Here is a 17,795-nt window from a genome sequence, read left to right as displayed (position 1 = left end):
TCGTCGGGTGTCCTCGCTCGCTCCGCTCGCTGCGGGCACCACTCCTCGAAAAACATGGGTGAAAAAGGCTGAATCCTCGCTTCGCTCGGATTCGGTGTCCTCGTGAGCGCCAGCGAACGGGGGCTTGTCAGAGCGGAGCTCTGACAGTGAATCGCGCTCGCTCCGCTCGCGCGAATGCCAGTGGTCAGTTCGCACGCGATACTTCTCACGGCAGCCCGGACTCACCACTCCTTGCACTCGGGACAGACGAGGTCGTCGTCCTGTCGCCACCGCCGGTCGACCGTCTCGCCGCAGGCCGCACAGACCCCGCCGTCGCCGCTCCAGGTGTAGGTCGCCGCGGCCGGCTCGACGGCGTCCGGGGCGACGGGCGGGCCGTCATCACCGTCTACGCTGTCCACGTCCGCTCCGTCCTCGTCTGCGCCGTCCGCCGCAGCGTCGCCGTCGCCGTCCAGACCGCCGTCGTCGACGCCGTCTGGGTCTCTGTCGTCGCCCTCGTCCGCACTGGCGTCGTCCGCGGGAGTCGAATCCCCGTCCGCGTCGTCCGCGTCAGCGATCGGTTCCCCGCTGTCGTCGGGGGCTTCGTCGCTCGCGTCTGCTTCGTCGCTCGTGTCCGTGTCGTCGGCCTCGTCGCTCGGGTCCGTTTCACTCGCTGTCGTGCTCGACTCGTCGGTCGCGCCGCTCGGCGGGTCGGCAACCTGCTCGTCGTCGGACTCCTCGTCGTCGCCGCCCAGAAAGTCGTCGAGCGACCGATTTCCCATGGATTTCACTGGTCGTTCGGTCCTCTTATCGGTGACGGGACGCGTCGGGCGGGAGCGCGCCGCGGTCTCGCGGGCGCTACGACCGGGCGTCCTCGACGGCCTCGACGAACGCGGCGGCGGACTCGCGGACGCCGTCCCAGTCCTGGCGCTCGATGGCGTCGTAGTCGACCAGCGCCGACCCGGCACCGACGCCGATGGCACCGGCCTCGAAGTACTCGGCGACGTTGTCCGTCGAGACGCCGCCGGTGGGCATGATCGGCACGTCGCCCAGCGGGCCCTGGAGCGCGCCGATGTGGCCCGGGCCGACCGTGGAGGCGGGGAACATCTTCAGGATGTCCGCGCCGGCCTCCATCGCCTGGGCGGCCTCGGTCGGCGTCATGACGCCCGGGATGGCGACGACGCCCTCGCGGTTGCAGACGTCGATGACGTCCTCGTTGAGATTCGGTGCGAGGACGAACTCGGCGCCGGCCTCGATGACGTTGCGCGCCGCGGCGGCGTCCATCACGGTGCCGGCGCCGACGACGGCGTCGGTGCCCTCCATCGCGCGGTCGACGTCGGCGATCATCTCGCTGCAGCGCTTGGCGTCGGCCGTCACTTCCAGGGCCGTGACGCCGCCCTCGTGGATGGCCTCGGCGACCGGCACGATGTCGTCCTCGTCGATCCCCCGCAGGACCGCGGTCACGCCGCTCTCGACGATCTGTCGTCGCACGTCGTCTTTGTTCGTCATGGCTCACCCTGCGACCGGTGGGCCCTAAAGGGTATCCAGTCGTCGCTCACTCCCCGCCTTCGTCCTCGGGCTCGTAGGGGTGGGCGATGTCGGATTTCGGTGCGCCCGTCCCCAGCACGCGTACGCTCCCGTCTGCGCTCTCGGGGTTGTACGCGCGGTGGGGACTCTCGGGCTCGGCGACGAACACCTCGCCGGCTTCGACGACGTACTCCTCGTCGGGCGTTTCGACGTGCAGCGTCCCCGAGATCACGTAGAAGGCTTCCTCCCGCTGGTCGTGGTAGTGGTAGACCCGCGGCAGTTGCTCCCCGGGCGCCATCTCGTAGGTCGCGAGGTGGAGCGCGGCCAGCTCCGCCGCGTCGGAGATCCCGCGGCGGTCGCAGGGGTAGTCCGGCGTCGCGTCGAGGTCGTTGGGATCGAGGTAGTGGTAGCCCATGCCCGTGCGTGCGTGGTCGTGGCTGATAAAATCGCGCGAGTCCAGCGGACGGCGTCGGCCTATCCCATCACTTCGAGGATGAGCGCGACCGTCCCGAGGGAAGCGAGCGTCGAGGCGAAGACGTTGAGCGAGGCCAGTTGCGAGTCGCCGCCGAGCTCGGTCGCGTAGACGTACGTCGAGACGGCCGAGGGCATCCCGAGCATGACGACGACGGCCGCGGCGGCGGTCGCGTCGACGGCAAGCAGCGTGAAGATCACCCACGCGAGCGCGGGCATCAGTCCGATCTTCATCGCGACGACCGAGCCCGTCAGCCCGTAGTCCACGTCGGCGTCGACTACCTGGAGGGAGGCGCCGACGCAGAGCAGGGCGATGGGCAGGGCGAGTTCGGAGACCCCACCGAGGCCGGTGGCCACGGCGCCGGGGACGCCCAGTCCCGCGGTCGAGAACGAGAGGCCGGCGGCGAGCGCGACGAGGACGGGGTTCGTGACGACGCCGCGCAGTTCCGCGGCGGCGTCGGCGTCGGCGTCGTTGATCGCGATGAGCGAGAGGACGGTCAGCGGCGTCTGGACGAGCACGCCGATGCCGAGGACGACGGCGGCGGTCCCGCTGGCGGCGCCGCCGAGCGTCGCCTCGACCAGCGGCAGGCCGAGGAAGCCGAGGTTCGAGTGGTACGACTGGACCATCGCGACGCTGCGTCGTCCCCGCGAGGCGCGGCGGCGGTGGACCAGCCACGCGAGCCCGATGACCGTCGCGAACACGAGGATGACGCCGCCGACGAGCGCCGGCGAGACGAGTTCGCCCAGCGCCCGGTCGTACGTCGAGGAGAACACGAGCGCCGGGAGCGCGACGTAGAACGCGGCGTCGTTGAGCCAGCCCGTCCGCCGCTCGGTCAGGACCCCGGTCCGGCGGGCGGCGACGCCGACCCCGAGTAGCGCGAGCAGGTAGCCCAGCCGCACGAACACCTCCATACCCTGTCCGAACCGATCTGGGCTTTTCAGCGTTCGGATCGGAGCGCGTCTCGCCGGCAGCTGCGCTGCCGGTGCGACCCGGTGTCGTTCGCCGTCGTCTCGTTCACCGGAGGGCGTCTTTGCGCTCCTGCTCGGAGAGGTCGACCCCGCCGGCGACGTGGCGGCTGCACCGCTCGCACTCGTAGGAGACGCCGCCGCTGTCGTAGGTCCGGATCGCCGACCCGAACAGGAAGAAGGCGTCCGTCTGTCGGCGGGCGATGACGGCGTCGGCGTTCTCGCCGCAGTTGGGGCACCAGTCCTTGTCGGCCGCGGGCTCCTGCCAGGTGATCCGGTGGCGGCCGAACGTGGTCCCGCTGTGGGCCTCCTCCTTCGAGGTCTGGATCACCGCCTCGGGCGGGAGCGGGTCGGCGTCGAGAGCGTTGTCGAAGCCGCTCTCGGACGCGGTCGTCGCGGAGACGTACGGACCGACGCTGACGCGGTTGTCCCGGCCGACGAAGAAGACCGTGACGTCGAGCCCGCGGCCCTCGATGCGGACCTCGTTCTCCCAGCCGACGACGTACACCGTCAGGTCGTGTTTCGCGTCTGTGACGGTGACCTCGTTTTTCGCGCCGCGGACCGAGACGCCGTCTCGCGGGTCGACGGCGTCGCGCGAGTGGTTCCAGCCCGTCACCGTCACGTCGTAGCCGTCGGGCGACCCTGTCGGGGCGGCGGCGTCGTCGTGGAAGACCTGCTCGGCGCCCGCCGGGTCGAGCGAGTCGGTAGCCCCGTAGGCCACGAACACGTCTTCGACGCCGCTGACGACGACGTCGCCGTCGACGTCCTCGACGTACCCGTCTTCCAGGTCGCCGGTGACCTCGGTCGCCACGCGGCTCGCCTCGCTCGTGCTGTCGCCGTCTTCCTCGCTCGCGCTGTCGCTGTCGCCGTCCGGGACGTCGGAGAACACGTACTCGACGTCGGCCAGCCGGAGGGTCCCCGCGACCGCGTCCGGGCCGACGAAGACGTCCTCGGCGCCGCGGAGGCCGACCGGCGTCGCGTGACTTCCGGCGAGTCGCACGTCGCCGGAGTACTCCTCGGTCCTCGCGTCCCACGTGTCGCTCATGCGTAACGAACTCCGTTACTCCGCCCCTACCGGGGGCCGGTACTTCAAAGTCGCCCAACGCGACCGCCCCGAACGAGCCACTCGATTGAAACGATAATATAAAGATACTTGTCGGGGGCGATCCGCGCTACACGGTATGCAGCGTCGACGTTTCGTACAGGGGAGTGCGGGATTGCTGGCAGGACTGGGTCTCGCAGGCTGCCTCGGTGGGAACAACTCGCCGCCGCCGCGGCGGTCGGAGGTCTTCGACGACGTGGCCCTCCAGAACGAGCAGCTACAGATCCAGTTGCTCTCGGACGTGGAAGTCGAGTCGCGCCAGGAGAACCAGGGCAACCTCGACGCGGGCGGTGCGGTCGCGTCGCTCGCGCCGGTCGGGGTCGCCAGGGCGGCCAAGGGCGCCGGCGGCCGGGGGTCCGGCGGCTACTCGTCGGCGCCGAAACACCCGCGCCACGGCTGGGCGATCTGGCACGGCGGTTCGTACTCCGACGACTGGCGCGACGACCACCGCGACGAGATCCGGATGTACGACGCCACCGTCGCGACGCTCGCCGTCGCGTACCTGGGCAGCGACAGCGACTACGAGAACGACGCGCCGGGCCCGGGCCCGGGCGAGGTCTCCTGGGACGAGACGTGGGAGGACCCGGAGAACGGGACGGAGAAGGCCGTCGACATCGGTGCCATCTCGCCCGGGGACGGCCCGCGCGAGGGCTGGTATCGCGTCGGGACCGAACTCGTCTCGAAGGACGGGTCGACCGACTTCGGGTGGCAGTCCGTCGACTTCGAGGTCGACGACGAGCTCAGCGGCTGGCAGGTCGACAAGGCCTGGTACGTCAAACCCCGAGTGTGAGCGCCTGACCGCCGATGGCCCGCGACAGCGACGACGCCCGCGGGGGCGACACGCCCCCGGAGACGGCCCCGGACGATCCGTCCGACCGCGTCCCCGATACTCACCGCCCACCGGCCCGAGACCCGGACGCGGAGCCGTCGCTATCGCCCGCGGAAGGAGATGGAACGCGGTCGGAGCCGGCGGCCGTGACGGACGGCGGATCGACTGCCGCCCACGGCTCCGCGGCGGCAGTCGTCACCGACCGTCGCGTGCTACTCGGGCTGACGTTCGTCGTCGCGTTCTGTTCGATCGCCTACGAACTCGTCTACTCGGAGCTGCTGACGGTCTTCTACGGCGGGACCGTCCTCCGCTACTCGATCACCATCGGTCTGTACCTCTTCTCGATGGGCGTCGGCGCCTTCCTCTCGGCGCACCTCGACGACCCCGACGCGAACTTCCTGCGGACCGAGGTGTACCTCGCGTTCGCGGGCCCGGCCGGCGCAGCGTTCGTGATCGCCCTGAACTCGTTCCCGGACGTCGTCTTCCCCCTGAAAGGGCCGGTCACGCTCGCGCTCGCGCACGGGCCGATCCTGCTCGTCGGGCTCCTCTCGGGGTTCGAGATCCCACTGCTGAACGAACTCGTCGAGCACCGTGAAGAGACGCTGTTCGCCGCGCTCGGCCGCGCCTACCCGCGGGCGGTCGTCCGCCGGGTCCTCGGCGCGTTCTTCTCCGTCTCCGAGGCCGAGGGGCGGTCGTTCTCGGAGGTGCTGGGCGTCGACTACCTCGGCAGCCTCGCGGGGACGGTCGTCTACGCGCTCGTCCTCTACCCGCGCTACGGGCTCGTCGTGACGGCGCTCGCCCTCGGGCTGCTGAACGCGCTCGCGGCGCTCGTCTTCGCGGGCTGGTCGGCCCGCGCACCGGTCTCCCGCGGCGCCGACCGGTCGCTCTCGCTCGCCCGCTGGCGCGGCGTCGTCCTCGCCGGCCTGCTGCTGACGGGCACCTACGGCGGGCTGGTCGCCAACGCCGGCGCCGTGGACCGGGCGGTCACGGGGGCGTACATGGGCGACCGAATCGAGAGCGAGTACCAGCCCGGGAAGGCGGATGTCACCGTCGAATCCTTCGAGCGGACGGCCTACCAGCGGGTCACCACCTATCAGCGCGACGTGGCGGGCAACGCCGGCACGGAGACCTGTCTCCGCCTCGACCAGGCGATCCAGCTCTGCGACAGCTGGGTCGACTCGTATCACAGCGGCCTCGTCGACGTCCCCATGTCGGCGTACCTGAACGAGTCGGGCGCCGTGGCCGGCGGCAACGAGTCGTTCGACGTGTTGCTCGTCGGCGGCGGCGACTACATCGCCGTCGACCGCCTGCGCGACTACGACGTGCGCGTCGACCAGGTCGACATCGACGGCGAGTTCCTCGACTACTCGAAAAACGAGTCGACGTTCGCCCGCTACCACGACGACGCCGACGAGTACGACCGCCTGAACACGACGGTCGGCGACGCCTACCGATACCTGCGCCACACCGACGAGCGCTACGACCTGATCCTGCTCGACGTGCCGGGCGCCCGCAGCGACGACTCGCTGGCCCTGTACTCGACGGAGTTCTACACCCTCTTGCGTCAGCGTCTCAGCGAGCGCGGCGTCGTCGCGACGTGGGTGTACTCGCGGTACTACTACTCCCAGCACCGCGCGGTGCACGTCAACACGCTTCGCGAGGCTGGCTTCGACCGGTACCTCTCCTACTCGGTGTACGAGGACCCCGACGGCGACGACGAGTTCGAGACCGGCGAGCGCTTCTGGGTCCTCTCGGACGGCCCGCAGCCGACGCCGAACGTCACCCGCGCTCGCAGCGACTACCTCGACGCCGTCGCCGACCGGTACGGGCCCTGGGACTGGGAGGCTCTGCCCTCCTATCGCGGCGTCGAACCGAACAGCGTCTTCGACCCCAACTACGGCGTGATCGTCGATCCATGACCGAAAATACCCTCCACTTCGTCCACAGTGCCGGCCCGCCGACCAGCGACGTCCGCGTCTTCGACTCGCTCACGCGCCGCTTCCTCGGCGCCGAGTTCACCTTCCGCGTGATCGGGAGCTCGCACTACGTCAGCGCGCCCGCCTACGACTTCCACGAACTCTCCTCGTGCGAGCCAGTCGGCTGCGACGGGGCGACGACGCTCCGGCTCGACGGGGCCACGACCGCCGACGTCGAGCCCGACGGCCGGACGGAGCCGGCGCCAACCGCCGACGCCGGGGCCGACGAACGCGCGGACGCGACGCGGACTGCCGAACCGGCGCCCCGCCGTCGAATCGACTACGCGGTCGACGGACTGCGTTGCACGACAGTCGTCGAGCGGCGACCGCTGGCGGCCTTCCCGGCCGAGGGGACGTTCGACCTCGCCTACCGGTTCGGCCCGGACGCGGTCACGACGGTCGACGTGCTGGCGGACGGCTACGAGACCTACCACACCTACCCCGAGTTCGACCTCGCGCTGTACACGCGGACGGTCTTCGAGACCGTCCCCGACGGTGTCGTCACCGGCGAAATAGCCGACAGCGGCGCCGACGGTCCGACAGACCGCAGCGCCGACCGACCGGGGCAGCCGACGGACTGACCCCCGGCGTCGACCCGCCGGCGCACAGCAGTACCTTTTTACTCGGGGGTTACCGTGTGAGCAGATATGACAGACAGGCGGCATGGGGGTGCCGACGAGCCGAGCAGCGGCGACGCGGGCGCCGACGAGGTTGACGGGGCGAGCGCGGGCGCCGCGGCCGAGGTGATGCGGGCCGATCGGGCGGCGACGGACGGCGTCGACGCGTCCGTGTTGCACCTCTCACCGGAGGAGCGCGCGGAACGGGGAATCGACGACGACGAGGTCACCGAGGCGTTCCTCGAAGTCGCGCGCCGCGGGGACGCCGCGGACAAGGACCTGCGCGGCGTCACCCTGCCGGCGCTCGACCTCGACCGCCAGACCGTCGAGGGGACGGACAGGCATCCGATCGACCTGCGCGACGCGACGATCGAGTCGCTCTCGGCGACGTTCGCGACGATACGGCTGCCGGTCCACCTGGAGGGGGCGACCGTCGGCGACCTGACGCTCGACGAGTCCCACGTCGAGGAGGCGCTGCTCGGCGACGGGGCGACCGTGACGGGCGACTTCGAGGCCTTCGAGGCCCACTTCGCCGGCGACGTGGAGTTCGAGGGCGCGACCTTCGAGGGGCGCGTCGACGTCGACGAGGCGACGTTCGCGAACGACGTGAGCTTCGACGGGGCGACGTTCGCGGGGGAGGTCGAGGCGCGCGCCGCCGAGTTCTACGGCGACTCGAACCTGCTCGACGACAACACGAGTTTCACGGGCGCCGCCTTCGAGGCGGGGGCGGACTTCCGACAGGCGTCGTTCGGCTTCACCCACTTCGAACGAGCCACCTTCGCCACCGAGTCGGACTTCCAGGAGGCCGCGTTCGACGGCGACGCCGAGTTCGACGAGGTCGTCTTCGAGGGGTTCGCGGACTTCGACGAGGGGCGATTCGACGGCGACACCGGGTTCGCGGACGTCGAGTTCCGCGCGGACGCTGACTTCCGCGGGGCGACGTTCTCCGGCGGCGAGCGCGCCCTCGACGAGGACGCGACCTTCGCGCGGTCGACCTTCGCCGGCGAGGCCGACTTCCAGCACGCTCGGTTCCGGTACGTCACCTTCGAGGCGGTGACGTTCTCGGGGCAGGTCCACTTCGAGGAGGCGACGTTCACCGCCGACGCGGACTTCCCGTCGGTGCACTTCGAGGCCGAGGCCGACTTCGACGAGTCCCGGTTCAACGAGGACGCCGACTTCTCGGCGGCCGAGTTCGCGGACCGCTGTGTCTTCCGCGGCGCCGAGTTCACCGGCGGCGCCAACTTCCTGGAAGACGACCTGTCGTTCGAGGGCGCGCACTTCGGCGACGACGCCGACTTCCACAACGCGGAGATCACGTCGGCGAACTTCGAGGGGACCTCCTTCGGCGGGGAGATCGACTTCAGCGGCGCCGTCTTCTCCGACCGCATCGACTTCGAGGCCACGCAGGTCGCCGACGACGCCTTCGTCGATTTCACCCGCGCGAAGATCAAGAGCGGTCGCATCGCCCAGCCGGCCGAGAAGTGGGTGCGCTACGACCTCACGCTCGCCAGCCTCGGCGACGTCGAACTGGTCGCGGCGACCGACGAGGACCACCGGCGACTGCTCGATTTCTTCCGCTTCTGCCGGACGGAGTTCACGGAGTTCGACGGTCACGAGTTCGACTTCAGCGGCCACCGCCAGTACCTCGACCGCAACGCCTGGGCCATCCACGAGTTCCACGAACCGCCCGGCGCCGACCCCGACTACGCCCTGGAGATGACGCCAGAGGTGATCGAGACGACCTACCTCAAGGCCAAGCAGAGCGCCGCGGCGGTCGGCGACATGAAGGTCGCCGGCGAGTTCCGCGTCAAGCGCCAGCAGTTCAGCCGGAAAGAGAACCTCTCGGTCGTCCGGGACTCGTCGGCGCCGCTGTGGACCCGCGTGAAGAACCTCGGCCGCGCCACCGAGAACTACTTCCTCGGGGTCACGTGCGGCCACGGGATGCGCCCCATCCGGATCGGCTTCTCGTTCTTGCTCGCGCCGCTGCTGTACGTGCCGCTCTACGCCTTCGGCGGGTCGCCGTTCAGGACTGCCGCCGGGCAGGTCGCGCCGAGCGAGGCGCTGACGCCCGAGGGGCTCGCGACGCTGTTCGACGTCGCGCGGTTCAGCTACGTCTCCTACACGACCATCGGCTACGGCTTCCTCGGGCCGGAGGGCCGCGCCGCCGAGGTGTTCGCCGCCAGCGAGGCGTATCTCAGCGTCGTCCTCTCGGCGCTTTTGGTCTACGCGCTCGTCAAGCGCTCGGAGATGTGAGGCCGGGCGGCGCCGCGGGGGCGGTCTGACTCGCCGGTCACTTCCGGGCGACGAAGACGGTCCGCCGGTCGTCTCCCGGCCCGTAGCCGTCGCGGGTCTCGACGGCGAACCCGGCCGCGTGGAGCGCGTCGGCGACCTCCTCGTCGGCGAACGGCGTCATCGGGCGACTGTTCGTGAACACGTCTCCGTCCGCGGTGAACGTGACCGACACCCAGTCGAGGCGGCCGTCGTCCCGGGGTTGCATCTGCGCCACGCGAACGTACCGACCGTGTTCCGTGTCGTCGCTGTGGAACCCCGGACGGTTGCCCTCCGGCGGAAGCGGCGAGTTGTCGAAGACGAGGGCGCCGCCGTCGGCGAGGCGGTCCGCGAGCGCGTCGATCGACGGGCGGAGCGCTTCGGGTGGAACGTGGTTGATCACGCCGCGGATCGCGACGATCACGTCGAACTGGCCGTCCACGTCGAGGTCGGGGAGCGCGCCGGATCGAAGGTCGGCGTCGCACTTCCCGCGGGCGCGGTCGAGCATCCCCTCGTAGGGGTCGACGGCGGTCACGTCGAAGCCCGCGTCGACGAACCGACGGGTGTGCTCGCCCGTGCCGCAGCCGACTTCGAGGAGGTCCAGTGAGTTCGCGTCGCTATCGCCGTGCGCGCGGTCCTCGACGACCTCGCGCTCGACGAACGCGACGTCCCGGTCGTAGTCCCACTCGCGCTGGATCGCGTCGTACAGGTCGGGGTACTCGGTATAGAGCCGTTCCGTCATCACCGTCGCCTCGGGCATCGGCCGACGGACCGGTAGTCGTTTCGGCGACCATCTTCGGCGCGGTCCCGGCGCTCCGGGAGCGCGGACCCGCCCCGGCGGAGGGCCGCTGTGACGGGGTCCGCCGAATCTGACGCGAGGAGGCCGTCGTCTACCAGGTGTACCCGCGGAGCTTCGCCGACAGCGACGGGGACGGGACCGGCATCGCACACCGGCTGTTCGGTCCGTCGAGTTCCTCCCGCACTCTCGCTCGCACGTCTGGACCGAGAAACGCTTATATTAGCTGGAGCTAATATTAGAAAACACTAAGATGAGCCACCCAGACAGCGAGACGATCTCCAGCGAGACCGGTGCGGGGGCCGAGACGTGCTGTTCGCCGGCCGGGCACTCCCTGACCGAGGGGGACGTCGCCAGCGACGTGCAGACGCTCGCGGCGCTCGGGAACGACACCCGGTACGAGGCGCTCCGACTGATAGCCGACACCGAGGACGGCGCGTGCGTCTGCGAACTCGAACCGGCGCTCGGCGTGAGCCAGGGAGCCGTCAGCCAGGCGCTCTCGCGCCTATTCGGCGCCGGACTGGTCGAGCGACGGAAAGAGGGGCGATGGCGATACTACTCGGCGACCCCCCGCGCTCGCCGACTGCTCGCCGTGCTCGACGAGACGAGGGAGGACCGCGATGACTGACGACGCCGCCACCGACGCGGAGGACGCCGGTCTCGACGCGAGCGACCGGCGCGCCGCCGTCCGCGACCGGTACGGGGCCATCGCCACCGAGTCGCCCGCAGACTCGTGCTGTGACACATCCTGTTGCGGCGACGCCACGGACGGGGCGCGCAGACGCGGCTATTCGGACGAGGACGTGGCGGCCGTCGACCCGGACGCGTACCTGGGGCTCGGCTGTGGGAATCCGACCGCCATCGCCAGCCTGGACCGGGGCGACGACGTCCTCGACCTGGGCTCCGGCGGCGGGTTCGACTGTTTCCTCGCCGCCCGGGAGGTCGGCAGCGACGGCCGGGTGGTCGGCGTCGACATGACGCCCGAGATGGTCGAACGGGCCCGGGAGAACGCCGAGACGAACGACGCCTCGAACGTCGAGTTCCGTCTCGGGGAGATCGAACACCTGCCGGTGCCCGACGAGTCGGTCGACGTGATCCTCTCGAACTGCGTCGTCAACCTCTCGCCGGACAAGCCACAGGTGTTCCGCGAGGCCTACCGCGTCCTCCGTCCGGGCGGTCGGCTCGCGATCTCGGACGTCGTGCTGACGGCCCCGCTCCCGGACGGGCTGGCGACGGACCCGGACTCCGTCGCGTCCTGCGTCGGCGGCGCCTCGACCGTCGCCGAACTCGAGACGATGCTGACCGACGCCGGGTTCGTCGACGTCAGGATCGAACCGGACGACGACAGCGAGGCGTTCATCCGCGAGTGGGACGACGAGCGCGACCCGAGCGACTACGTCCTCGCGGCGTCGATCGAAGGGACCAGACCGGACGCCGCGCGCTGACTCCCGCGACCGTTCTCGTGACGACCGCGACGGCCGAGTCGGGGCGCGGCGTTCGCCGCCGACGCCGACCCCTACCCCACGTCGTGTCCGTCGGTAGTCACGTGCGGACCGACTTCCCCTCGCGAGAGCGGATTCGGCCTCCGGACCGGCCCAGTGTTTATATTGGTACACACACGACTGTGTATTGATGGCGACCAAGACGATCTCGCTCGACGAGGAGGCGTACGAGCGACTCGCTGCCGAGAAGCGCGACGGAGAGAGCTTTAGCGACGTGGTCAAGCGTCTGGCAGGCGAACGTTCGTGGAGCGAAGTCGCGGGTATCTGGGCGGACGAGACCGACGACATCGAGGCAGCTATCGAGGAGGGTCGGGACCGGTCGCGCGACCGTCGCGCTCGACTTCAAGACGACCTCGACGGATGATTCAGGATACCTCGTTCGTTCTCGACGTTCTCGATGGTGAAGACGGCGCGCTCACCGTCTTAGACGATATCGAGACCGACCGGAAGCCCGAGAAAGTCTCGTCGGTCACCGTCCTCGAACTTTACGAGGGCGTCGAACGCGCCGACCGTCCGGACGACGAGAAACGAGCGGTCCTCGACGTACTCGACTCGAAGACGGTCGTTTCGGCGGACCACGACGTGATGCGCCGCGCCGGCCGTATCTCGGGCGAACTGTACGCCGCTGGACAGCCCATCGACAGAGAGGACTGCGTTATCGCCGCGACCGCGCTCCGCGAGGAAGAACCAGTCCTCACGCGCAACGCCGCCCACTTCGAACGAGTCCCCGGACTCGACGTGCGGACGTACTGATCGACGGTCAGAACTGGAGTCCGAACGGGGAGTGCAATCTCAGTGCCCGCGGTCGTGGGGATTCAGCTCGGTCCCGTAGTTCTCGGCGTGGTCGGTGTAGTCGATGAACCGCGGCGCGTCGGGGTCGAACGGGCGCTTCAGCGAGTCGAAGGCCTTCTTCTTGTCCCAGGACTGCAGGCCGCCGATGGCCGATCGGTCTTCGAGGTCGTGGTAGTCCAGGTCGTCCTTGGTCAGGTTCCAGGCGTCCAGTCCCTGCTCGGTCCGGACGATCACCGAGGAGTACTCGTCGCTTGAGCCGACCGAGCCGACGGTCAGGTCGGCGCAGTAGCCGGTGAAGTCGGCGCACTCGTCACAGCCTTTGAGCGCAGCGTCGTGGAACTCTTCGACGTCCTCGTCGACGATCAACTCGCCGTCGTGGTCGTAGGCCATCATCCGGCCGTCGAGCACGTCCATCTTGCCCACCTCGTCGAGGTCGATGCCGCGCTCTTCCTCCAGTTTCTCGCCCATGAGCTTCTGGTAGTTGAAATTCTTGGTGCACATCAGGGCGATAGCGTAGTCGATGGCGCGGACGCCGTCCTCCTGGCTGGCGTAGTCCCACTCGAAGTCCTGCAGGGCGCGGATGCCCTCGATCTCGCAGGGCGTGCCGACCAGCGCCAGGGACGCTTCCTCGACGGGCACGTCGAGTTTGTGCTCCCACTGGCTCAGGTTCAGATTCCCGAGCGCCATCGTCTGGTTGTAGAAGCTCCCGGCGTTCTCGATGCACTCCTCGGGGGTGGTGGCGAGGAACGACTCGGCCTTCCAGGGCTCGTCGTCGCTCTCGGTGGCGATGAGCGCGCCGTCGATCTCGTCCGCTTCGAGGAGTTTGCAGAGGACGGCGGTGACGAGGCCGCCGTCCTGGGCGTTCTCGCGCCAGTCCTCGTCGACCTTCGCGGAGAACTCCGTGATGGGGTCGCCGGCGCCGGAGACGTTGTCGTCGCCGCCGGTGATCTTCCACTGGCGCTCGTAGCGCAGGCCGCCCCGGGGACAGAAGTCCCAGCACAGCGAGCAGCCGGTGCACATTTTGACGAGTTCGGGCAGGCCGTCGTCGCCGATGCCGATGGAGTCGGAGGGACAGGAGGCGACGCAGGTGCCACACTGGATGCAGCGGCCGTCGTCGATGACCGCCTCGTCGAGCTCCATGAACCACGTCTTGCTATCGGGCGTCTCGATGTCGTTCATCCGCGACCGTATCTCGTACGAGGGCGTGTCGAGCGCCAGCTCCTCCTCGCCGGGCCGCTGGACGCGCTGGTCCGGCGGCGTCTCGTAGACGTCCTGGCTCTTGCCCTCCGCGGGCGGGGTGAACTCGACGTCCCGGAGCTTGCCGTTCTCGTCGACGTTCGCCGGCGTGGCTCCGCCGTCCGGTACCGCCGTCGATCGGCCGGTGGCGTCGCCGTGCGAGTGACCGCCCTCGGCGTGGCCGCCGCAACCACAGGAACTCCCGCAGCCGCAGTCGTCCGCGTCGTCGCTGCCGCCGACGTCGGGAACGCCGGGCATGGGCTGGTCCCGCCCGCCGTCTGCTCGCTCGCCCCCGTCCGTCAGCAGCCGCGAGTCGTCCAGTTCGAAGTCGTCGTCGCGGTCCGCCCGGTCCCGCCCGCCTTCCGTCAGTTCCGGCGCCACGTCCGCCGGCACGACCTGGTCGCGCTCGGCGTCGCGTCGCCGCTCGTCCTCGGGGCGCTCCCACGGGCGGTCAGTCGCCATGGGCGACACCTCCGGAGACGTTGGCGTCGGCGCGCTGCATGACCTTCCGCAGGCGGTTGTTACCGACGCGGCGGGTCCACTCGTAGAAGCGCTCGCCCTCCTCGCGCTCGTCGACGTAGGCCTCGAACAGCTGTTCGATGGCCGGGATGACGGCGCTGGCGGGGACGGCGTTCTCGACCCAGTCGAGGAACTCGTTGTCCGACCCCAGCGAGCCGCCGAGGCCGAAGTCCATCCCCTCGACGATGTTGTCCCCCTCTTCGTTGGTGGTTCCCTCGGGGTCTCGCGGCTCGGTTCCCTCACCGCTCGACCGTTCCGAGGCGCTCCGCGCCTCGCCCTCGTCGAGGGTGACCGTCTCGCCGCGGAAACCGATGTCGGCGATCTGCGGCTGGGCGCACGAAGCCGAGCAGCCCGACATGTGCATCCGGACGACGTCGAGGTCGTCGGGCGTGTCGATGCGCCTGTCGAGGGCTTTCGCCCACCGGTAGACGCGGTTCTTGGTCTCGATGATGCCGTAGTTGCAGAACTCCGAGCCCGTACAGCCGACGGCGCCTCGCGAGAACGGCCCGGGGTCGGGCTCGTACTTGCGGGCGAACGGTTCGTTCAGCAGGTCGCCGACGTTCTCCTCGGGGACGTGGGTGATGAGGAAGTTCTGATCGGTCGCGAGGCGGATCGAGGCGTCCTCCGTGCCGTATTTCTTCGCGGCGCGGGCGGCCTCGGCGAATTCGTCGCCGCCCATGCGGCCGGCGATGACGTTGAAGCCGACGTACTTCAGCCCGTCCTCTTTCTGGTCGTGGACCCCGACGTGGTCGCCGGTGTAGCCTTCGGTGAGGTCGACCCCCGCGTCGGGCAGGTCGACCTCGCAGCGCCGGCGGACGGCCTGCTCGAACTCGTCGGTGCCCAGTTGCTCGACGAGGTAGCGCATCCGGCAGACCCCGCGGTTGTTGCGGTCGCCCAGTTCCTTGAACGTCTGGGCGATGGCGCGGCAGAACTCCACGGCGTCGCCCGGTGGGACGAACACGTCCATCTGCGTGGCCATCCGCGGGCCGTCCGAGAGCCCGCCGCCGACCTTGCAGTGGAAGCCGTAGATCTCCTCCCCGTTCACCTCTTTGCGGGCCGGGGTCATCCCGACGTCGTTGATCTGGGACTGGCCGCAGTCGTGCTTGCAGCCGGTGATGGTCATCTTGAACTTCCGGGGCAGGTTGGCGTACTCGCGGTTGCCCGTGAAGTACTCGGAGACGGCGTCGATCACGGGTTGGGCGTCGAAGCACTCGTGGTCGTCGAGGCCGGCAGCGGGACAGCCGAGGACGTTCCGGGCGCCGTCGCCGCAGCCCTGGATCGTCGTGAGGTCGACCGCGTCGTAGGTGTCCCAGATCTCCGGCACGTCCTCGACCCGGATCCAGTGCATCTGGACGTCCTGGCGGGTCGTGACGTCCATGAACGCGTCGCCCCAGATGGGGTTCTGGTCCTCGCCTCCATACTCCTCGGGAGCGACGGCGTAGTCCTCGGCGACCTCGCCGACGACCTCGGCCTGCTCGGGCGTGAGGTAGCCGCCCGGCACCTTCGTCCGCATCATGAAGTAGCCGGGCTTGCGGCCGTGGGAGTACATGCCGGCCCACTTGAGCCGCTCCCACTCGCCGCCGCCGGCCCGCGCTTCGATCTCCTCGAACGAGAGTCCCTCCTCGGCGTACTCCTTGACGTCCTCGATCACGTCGAGGGGGTGTTTCTCCTGTTTGTGCTCTTCGACCGTGTTCATCTGAGCCACCCCCAGTGGCGAAGCTGCGCTCGAGAGACGAGCACCGCGAGTCTCTCGGTGTTCATCTGAGCCACCCCCAGTGGCGAAGCTGCGCTCGAGAGACGAGCATCGCGAGTCTCTCGGTGTTCATCTGAGCCACCCCCAGTGGCGAAGCTGCGCTCGAGAGACGAGCATCGCGAGTCTCTCGGTGTTCATCCCGATCCCCTCCGTTTCCCGCGTAGACGTGGTTCTGTTGCGTACATGAGTCGTATTCTGAAACTCCACGCGACGACCGCGTGCGTGTGTCACGTTCACACCGCGCGGCCCCCTGTATCTCTCCGTCACGGACAGGCCTGCCACGACTGCGGGAAACCCCGCACGTCTTGCCGTTACGTATGACACAACGACGAATCGCGGCTATCGACCCGACCGTCCCTGACAGTCCGGTCAACTACGCTGTGGCCGCCGTCGCCGCCCGATCCGGTGTCATTTGCCGGAATCGGCCCGTAACTCCGGCAGGACGCTCCCGTCCACCGGAATTGGGCGGTCGGCGGGTTCGGTGATCCGGAGATATTTGTCGCTTTCGGGCAGTGACGGCGAGGGGTGCGCCGATGTGGGACTTTATACTGAGCGGGGCCTTGGACCTGAACAACCAAATGACCGACCCGGCAAACGTACAGGCAGCCGAAGAGGCGCAGGTCGAATCGGACGAGGGAACGGAGGAGCGAGCGCGCGAGGTCGACACCTCGCATCTGGACGACGTCGAGGACGGGTGCGGTTGCGCCGAGGTGTGGGAGCACCTCTCCGACGAGCGCGACGAGTGACGTTCGCCGGCCGGAACTTTATTCTCTGGCGAACCAAAGCGACGCTATGACCGTCATCGCCGAGTTCAGGGTCCCCGCGGCGGCGTTTCTGCTCGAGGACGCGCTCCACGAGGTCGACGGGACGGTCACCGTCGAACGCATGGTCGCCGACGGCGAGCAGTTGGTGACGCCGTACGTCTGGGTCGCGACGGCCGACTTCGAGGCGTTCGAGACGGCGGTCGGCGGTGATCCCTCGGTGGAGGACTTCGCCGTCGTGGAACGCCACGAGGACGAGCGCCTCTATCGGGTCGAGTGGCGAGACGACGGGACCGACCTGTTCGCGGCGCTCGCCGCCGTGAACGCGACCGTCCTGAGCGCCGAGGGCGAAGACGGAACCTGGGTCCTCCGCGCGCTGTTCTCTGACCACGGAGCCGTCTCGGCGTTCGACGACCGATTCCTCGCCGAGCGCGAAGCGGTCGAACTCGACCGGTTCTACAGCGGCGACGACCCCTCGGCGTACGGGAAGTACGAGGTGACCGAGAAGCAGCGCGCGGCGCTGGCCGCCGCCCACGAGGCCGGCTACTTCTCGGTCCCGCGGGAGTGTTCGCTACAGGACGTCGCCGACGAACTGGACATCTCGCGGAACGCTGCGTCGGCGCGTCTCCGGCGGGGACAGGACGCGCTCGTCGCACACACGCTGGAACACGACAACCGCGACGGGCGCCGTCCCTGACGCCGTT

General features: G+C 69.4%; 18 protein-coding genes. 10 read left to right on the top strand and 8 right to left on the bottom strand.

The genetic code is table 11. The features are described from left to right. Window positions 1-221 precede the first annotated feature (221 nt). The 5 genes from ACMGFE_RS16845 to ACMGFE_RS16825 all read right to left on the bottom strand — a co-directional run bounded on the left by ACMGFE_RS16845 (window position 222) and on the right by ACMGFE_RS16825 (window position 3,985). On the bottom strand, window positions 222-758 hold the full coding sequence (locus ACMGFE_RS16845; RefSeq protein ID WP_436926389.1) for a DUF7573 domain-containing protein: 537 nt from the start codon (window positions 756-758) through the stop codon (window positions 222-224). A 76-nt stretch (window positions 759-834) separates the two neighbouring features. Beyond that, the gene (locus ACMGFE_RS16840; RefSeq protein ID WP_436926388.1) at window positions 835-1,485 is read right to left on the bottom strand and encodes a bifunctional 4-hydroxy-2-oxoglutarate aldolase/2-dehydro-3-deoxy-phosphogluconate aldolase; all 651 of its coding nucleotides are present in this window, start codon (window positions 1,483-1,485) and stop codon (window positions 835-837) included. 46 nt (window positions 1,486-1,531) lie between these two features. Continuing rightward, window positions 1,532-1,918 (bottom strand): cupin domain-containing protein, encoded by a 387-nt coding sequence (locus ACMGFE_RS16835; RefSeq protein WP_436926387.1) that lies wholly within the window; start codon window positions 1,916-1,918, stop codon window positions 1,532-1,534. Window positions 1,919-1,977: 59 nt separating this feature from the next. Next, window positions 1,978-2,886 (bottom strand): AEC family transporter, encoded by a 909-nt coding sequence (locus ACMGFE_RS16830; protein ID WP_436926386.1) that lies wholly within the window; start codon window positions 2,884-2,886, stop codon window positions 1,978-1,980. A 103-nt stretch (window positions 2,887-2,989) separates the two neighbouring features. Further along, a complete protein-coding gene (locus ACMGFE_RS16825; protein WP_436926385.1) occupies window positions 2,990-3,985 on the bottom strand; it encodes a DUF8108 domain-containing protein in 996 nt (331 codons plus the stop codon). Window positions 3,986-4,121: 136 nt separating this feature from the next. Here ACMGFE_RS16825 and ACMGFE_RS16820 point away from each other — a divergent pair, with 136 nt between their 5' ends. The 4 genes from ACMGFE_RS16820 (at window position 4,122) to ACMGFE_RS16805 (ending at window position 9,717) form a co-directional block, all read left to right on the top strand. Beyond that, window positions 4,122-4,832: a hypothetical protein gene (locus ACMGFE_RS16820; RefSeq protein WP_436926384.1), complete on the top strand. Its 711-nt coding sequence runs from the start codon at window positions 4,122-4,124 to the stop codon at window positions 4,830-4,832. Window positions 4,833-4,846: 14 nt separating this feature from the next. Further along, window positions 4,847-6,790, top strand: a complete 1,944-nt coding sequence (locus tag ACMGFE_RS16815; RefSeq protein WP_436926383.1) for a spermidine synthase — start codon at window positions 4,847-4,849, stop codon at window positions 6,788-6,790. After that, window positions 6,787-7,428: a DUF2617 family protein gene (locus ACMGFE_RS16810; RefSeq protein WP_436926382.1), complete on the top strand. Its 642-nt coding sequence runs from the start codon at window positions 6,787-6,789 to the stop codon at window positions 7,426-7,428. Before ACMGFE_RS16815 ends, ACMGFE_RS16810 begins: the two co-directional genes overlap by 4 nt. Before the next feature lie 66 nt (window positions 7,429-7,494). Further along, the gene (locus tag ACMGFE_RS16805) at window positions 7,495-9,717 is read left to right on the top strand and encodes a pentapeptide repeat-containing protein (RefSeq protein WP_436926381.1); all 2,223 of its coding nucleotides are present in this window, start codon (window positions 7,495-7,497) and stop codon (window positions 9,715-9,717) included. A 37-nt stretch (window positions 9,718-9,754) separates the two neighbouring features. Here the strand turns inward: ACMGFE_RS16805 and ACMGFE_RS16800 are convergent, their stop codons facing one another. Next, the gene (locus tag ACMGFE_RS16800; RefSeq protein ID WP_436926380.1) at window positions 9,755-10,474 is read right to left on the bottom strand and encodes a class I SAM-dependent DNA methyltransferase; all 720 of its coding nucleotides are present in this window, start codon (window positions 10,472-10,474) and stop codon (window positions 9,755-9,757) included. Window positions 10,475-10,781: 307 nt separating this feature from the next. Between ACMGFE_RS16800 and ACMGFE_RS16795 the strand changes: the two genes are divergently transcribed. From ACMGFE_RS16795 to ACMGFE_RS16780, 4 genes are all read left to right on the top strand, one after another. Continuing rightward, on the top strand, window positions 10,782-11,156 hold the full coding sequence (locus tag ACMGFE_RS16795) for an ArsR/SmtB family transcription factor (protein ID WP_436926379.1): 375 nt from the start codon (window positions 10,782-10,784) through the stop codon (window positions 11,154-11,156). Then, window positions 11,149-11,973 carry an arsenite methyltransferase gene (locus ACMGFE_RS16790; protein WP_436926378.1) on the top strand — a complete coding sequence of 275 codons (825 nt, stop codon included), beginning with the start codon at window positions 11,149-11,151 and terminating at the stop codon, window positions 11,971-11,973. The genes ACMGFE_RS16795 and ACMGFE_RS16790 overlap by 8 nt, the downstream gene beginning before the upstream one ends. Before the next feature lie 187 nt (window positions 11,974-12,160). Continuing rightward, on the top strand, window positions 12,161-12,394 hold the full coding sequence (locus tag ACMGFE_RS16785) for an antitoxin VapB family protein (RefSeq protein WP_436926377.1): 234 nt from the start codon (window positions 12,161-12,163) through the stop codon (window positions 12,392-12,394). Continuing rightward, on the top strand, window positions 12,391-12,783 hold the full coding sequence (locus ACMGFE_RS16780; RefSeq protein WP_436926376.1) for a type II toxin-antitoxin system VapC family toxin: 393 nt from the start codon (window positions 12,391-12,393) through the stop codon (window positions 12,781-12,783). Before ACMGFE_RS16785 ends, ACMGFE_RS16780 begins: the two co-directional genes overlap by 4 nt. A 39-nt stretch (window positions 12,784-12,822) precedes the next feature. Here ACMGFE_RS16780 and ACMGFE_RS16775 read toward each other — a convergent pair whose 3' ends face one another. Then, the gene (locus tag ACMGFE_RS16775; RefSeq protein ID WP_436926375.1) at window positions 12,823-14,520 is read right to left on the bottom strand and encodes a Coenzyme F420 hydrogenase/dehydrogenase, beta subunit C-terminal domain; all 1,698 of its coding nucleotides are present in this window, start codon (window positions 14,518-14,520) and stop codon (window positions 12,823-12,825) included. Then, a complete protein-coding gene (locus tag ACMGFE_RS16770) occupies window positions 14,510-16,273 on the bottom strand; it encodes a nitrite/sulfite reductase (RefSeq protein WP_436926374.1) in 1,764 nt (587 codons plus the stop codon). The genes ACMGFE_RS16775 and ACMGFE_RS16770 overlap by 11 nt, the downstream gene beginning before the upstream one ends. Window positions 16,274-16,908: 635 nt before the next feature. Here ACMGFE_RS16770 and ACMGFE_RS16765 point away from each other — a divergent pair. After that, complete coding sequence (locus ACMGFE_RS16765; RefSeq protein ID WP_436926373.1) at window positions 16,909-17,076, top strand: DUF8595 family protein; 168 nt, start codon at window positions 16,909-16,911, stop codon at window positions 17,074-17,076. 46 nt (window positions 17,077-17,122) lie between these two features. Next, on the top strand, window positions 17,123-17,788 hold the full coding sequence (locus tag ACMGFE_RS16760) for a helix-turn-helix domain-containing protein (protein ID WP_436926372.1): 666 nt from the start codon (window positions 17,123-17,125) through the stop codon (window positions 17,786-17,788). Window positions 17,789-17,795: the final 7 nt, after the last annotated feature.

This window comes from Halosimplex amylolyticum (genome assembly GCF_051414035.1).
Classification (GTDB): Archaea; Halobacteriota; Halobacteria; order Halobacteriales; family Haloarculaceae; genus Halosimplex; species Halosimplex amylolyticum.
The sequence above is the reverse complement of the archived record's forward strand: the minus strand, read 5'-3'. Positions and strand labels throughout refer to the sequence as shown.

Bases quoted from the DNA above. Each gene is read 5' to 3' on its own strand.
- ACMGFE_RS16845 (WP_436926389.1), bottom strand. From the start codon at position 758: ATGGGAAATCGGTCGCTCGACGACTTTCTGGGCGGCGACGACGAGGAG.
- ACMGFE_RS16840 (WP_436926388.1), bottom strand. From the start codon at position 1,485: ATGACGAACAAAGACGACGTGCGACGACAGATCGTCGAGAGCGGCGTG.
- ACMGFE_RS16835 (WP_436926387.1), bottom strand. From the start codon at position 1,918: ATGGGCTACCACTACCTCGATCCCAACGACCTCGACGCGACGCCGGAC.
- ACMGFE_RS16830 (WP_436926386.1), bottom strand. From the start codon at position 2,886: ATGGAGGTGTTCGTGCGGCTGGGCTACCTGCTCGCGCTACTCGGGGTC.
- ACMGFE_RS16825 (WP_436926385.1), bottom strand. From the start codon at position 3,985: ATGAGCGACACGTGGGACGCGAGGACCGAGGAGTACTCCGGCGACGTG.
- ACMGFE_RS16820 (WP_436926384.1), top strand. From the start codon at position 4,122: ATGCAGCGTCGACGTTTCGTACAGGGGAGTGCGGGATTGCTGGCAGGA.
- ACMGFE_RS16815 (WP_436926383.1), top strand. From the start codon at position 4,847: ATGGCCCGCGACAGCGACGACGCCCGCGGGGGCGACACGCCCCCGGAG.
- ACMGFE_RS16810 (WP_436926382.1), top strand. From the start codon at position 6,787: ATGACCGAAAATACCCTCCACTTCGTCCACAGTGCCGGCCCGCCGACC.
- ACMGFE_RS16805 (WP_436926381.1), top strand. From the start codon at position 7,495: ATGACAGACAGGCGGCATGGGGGTGCCGACGAGCCGAGCAGCGGCGAC.
- ACMGFE_RS16800 (WP_436926380.1), bottom strand. From the start codon at position 10,474: ATGACGGAACGGCTCTATACCGAGTACCCCGACCTGTACGACGCGATC.
- ACMGFE_RS16795 (WP_436926379.1), top strand. From the start codon at position 10,782: ATGAGCCACCCAGACAGCGAGACGATCTCCAGCGAGACCGGTGCGGGG.
- ACMGFE_RS16790 (WP_436926378.1), top strand. From the start codon at position 11,149: ATGACTGACGACGCCGCCACCGACGCGGAGGACGCCGGTCTCGACGCG.
- ACMGFE_RS16785 (WP_436926377.1), top strand. From the start codon at position 12,161: ATGGCGACCAAGACGATCTCGCTCGACGAGGAGGCGTACGAGCGACTC.
- ACMGFE_RS16780 (WP_436926376.1), top strand. From the start codon at position 12,391: ATGATTCAGGATACCTCGTTCGTTCTCGACGTTCTCGATGGTGAAGAC.
- ACMGFE_RS16775 (WP_436926375.1), bottom strand. From the start codon at position 14,520: ATGGCGACTGACCGCCCGTGGGAGCGCCCCGAGGACGAGCGGCGACGC.
- ACMGFE_RS16770 (WP_436926374.1), bottom strand. From the start codon at position 16,273: ATGAACACGGTCGAAGAGCACAAACAGGAGAAACACCCCCTCGACGTG.
- ACMGFE_RS16765 (WP_436926373.1), top strand. From the start codon at position 16,909: ATGACCGACCCGGCAAACGTACAGGCAGCCGAAGAGGCGCAGGTCGAA.
- ACMGFE_RS16760 (WP_436926372.1), top strand. From the start codon at position 17,123: ATGACCGTCATCGCCGAGTTCAGGGTCCCCGCGGCGGCGTTTCTGCTC.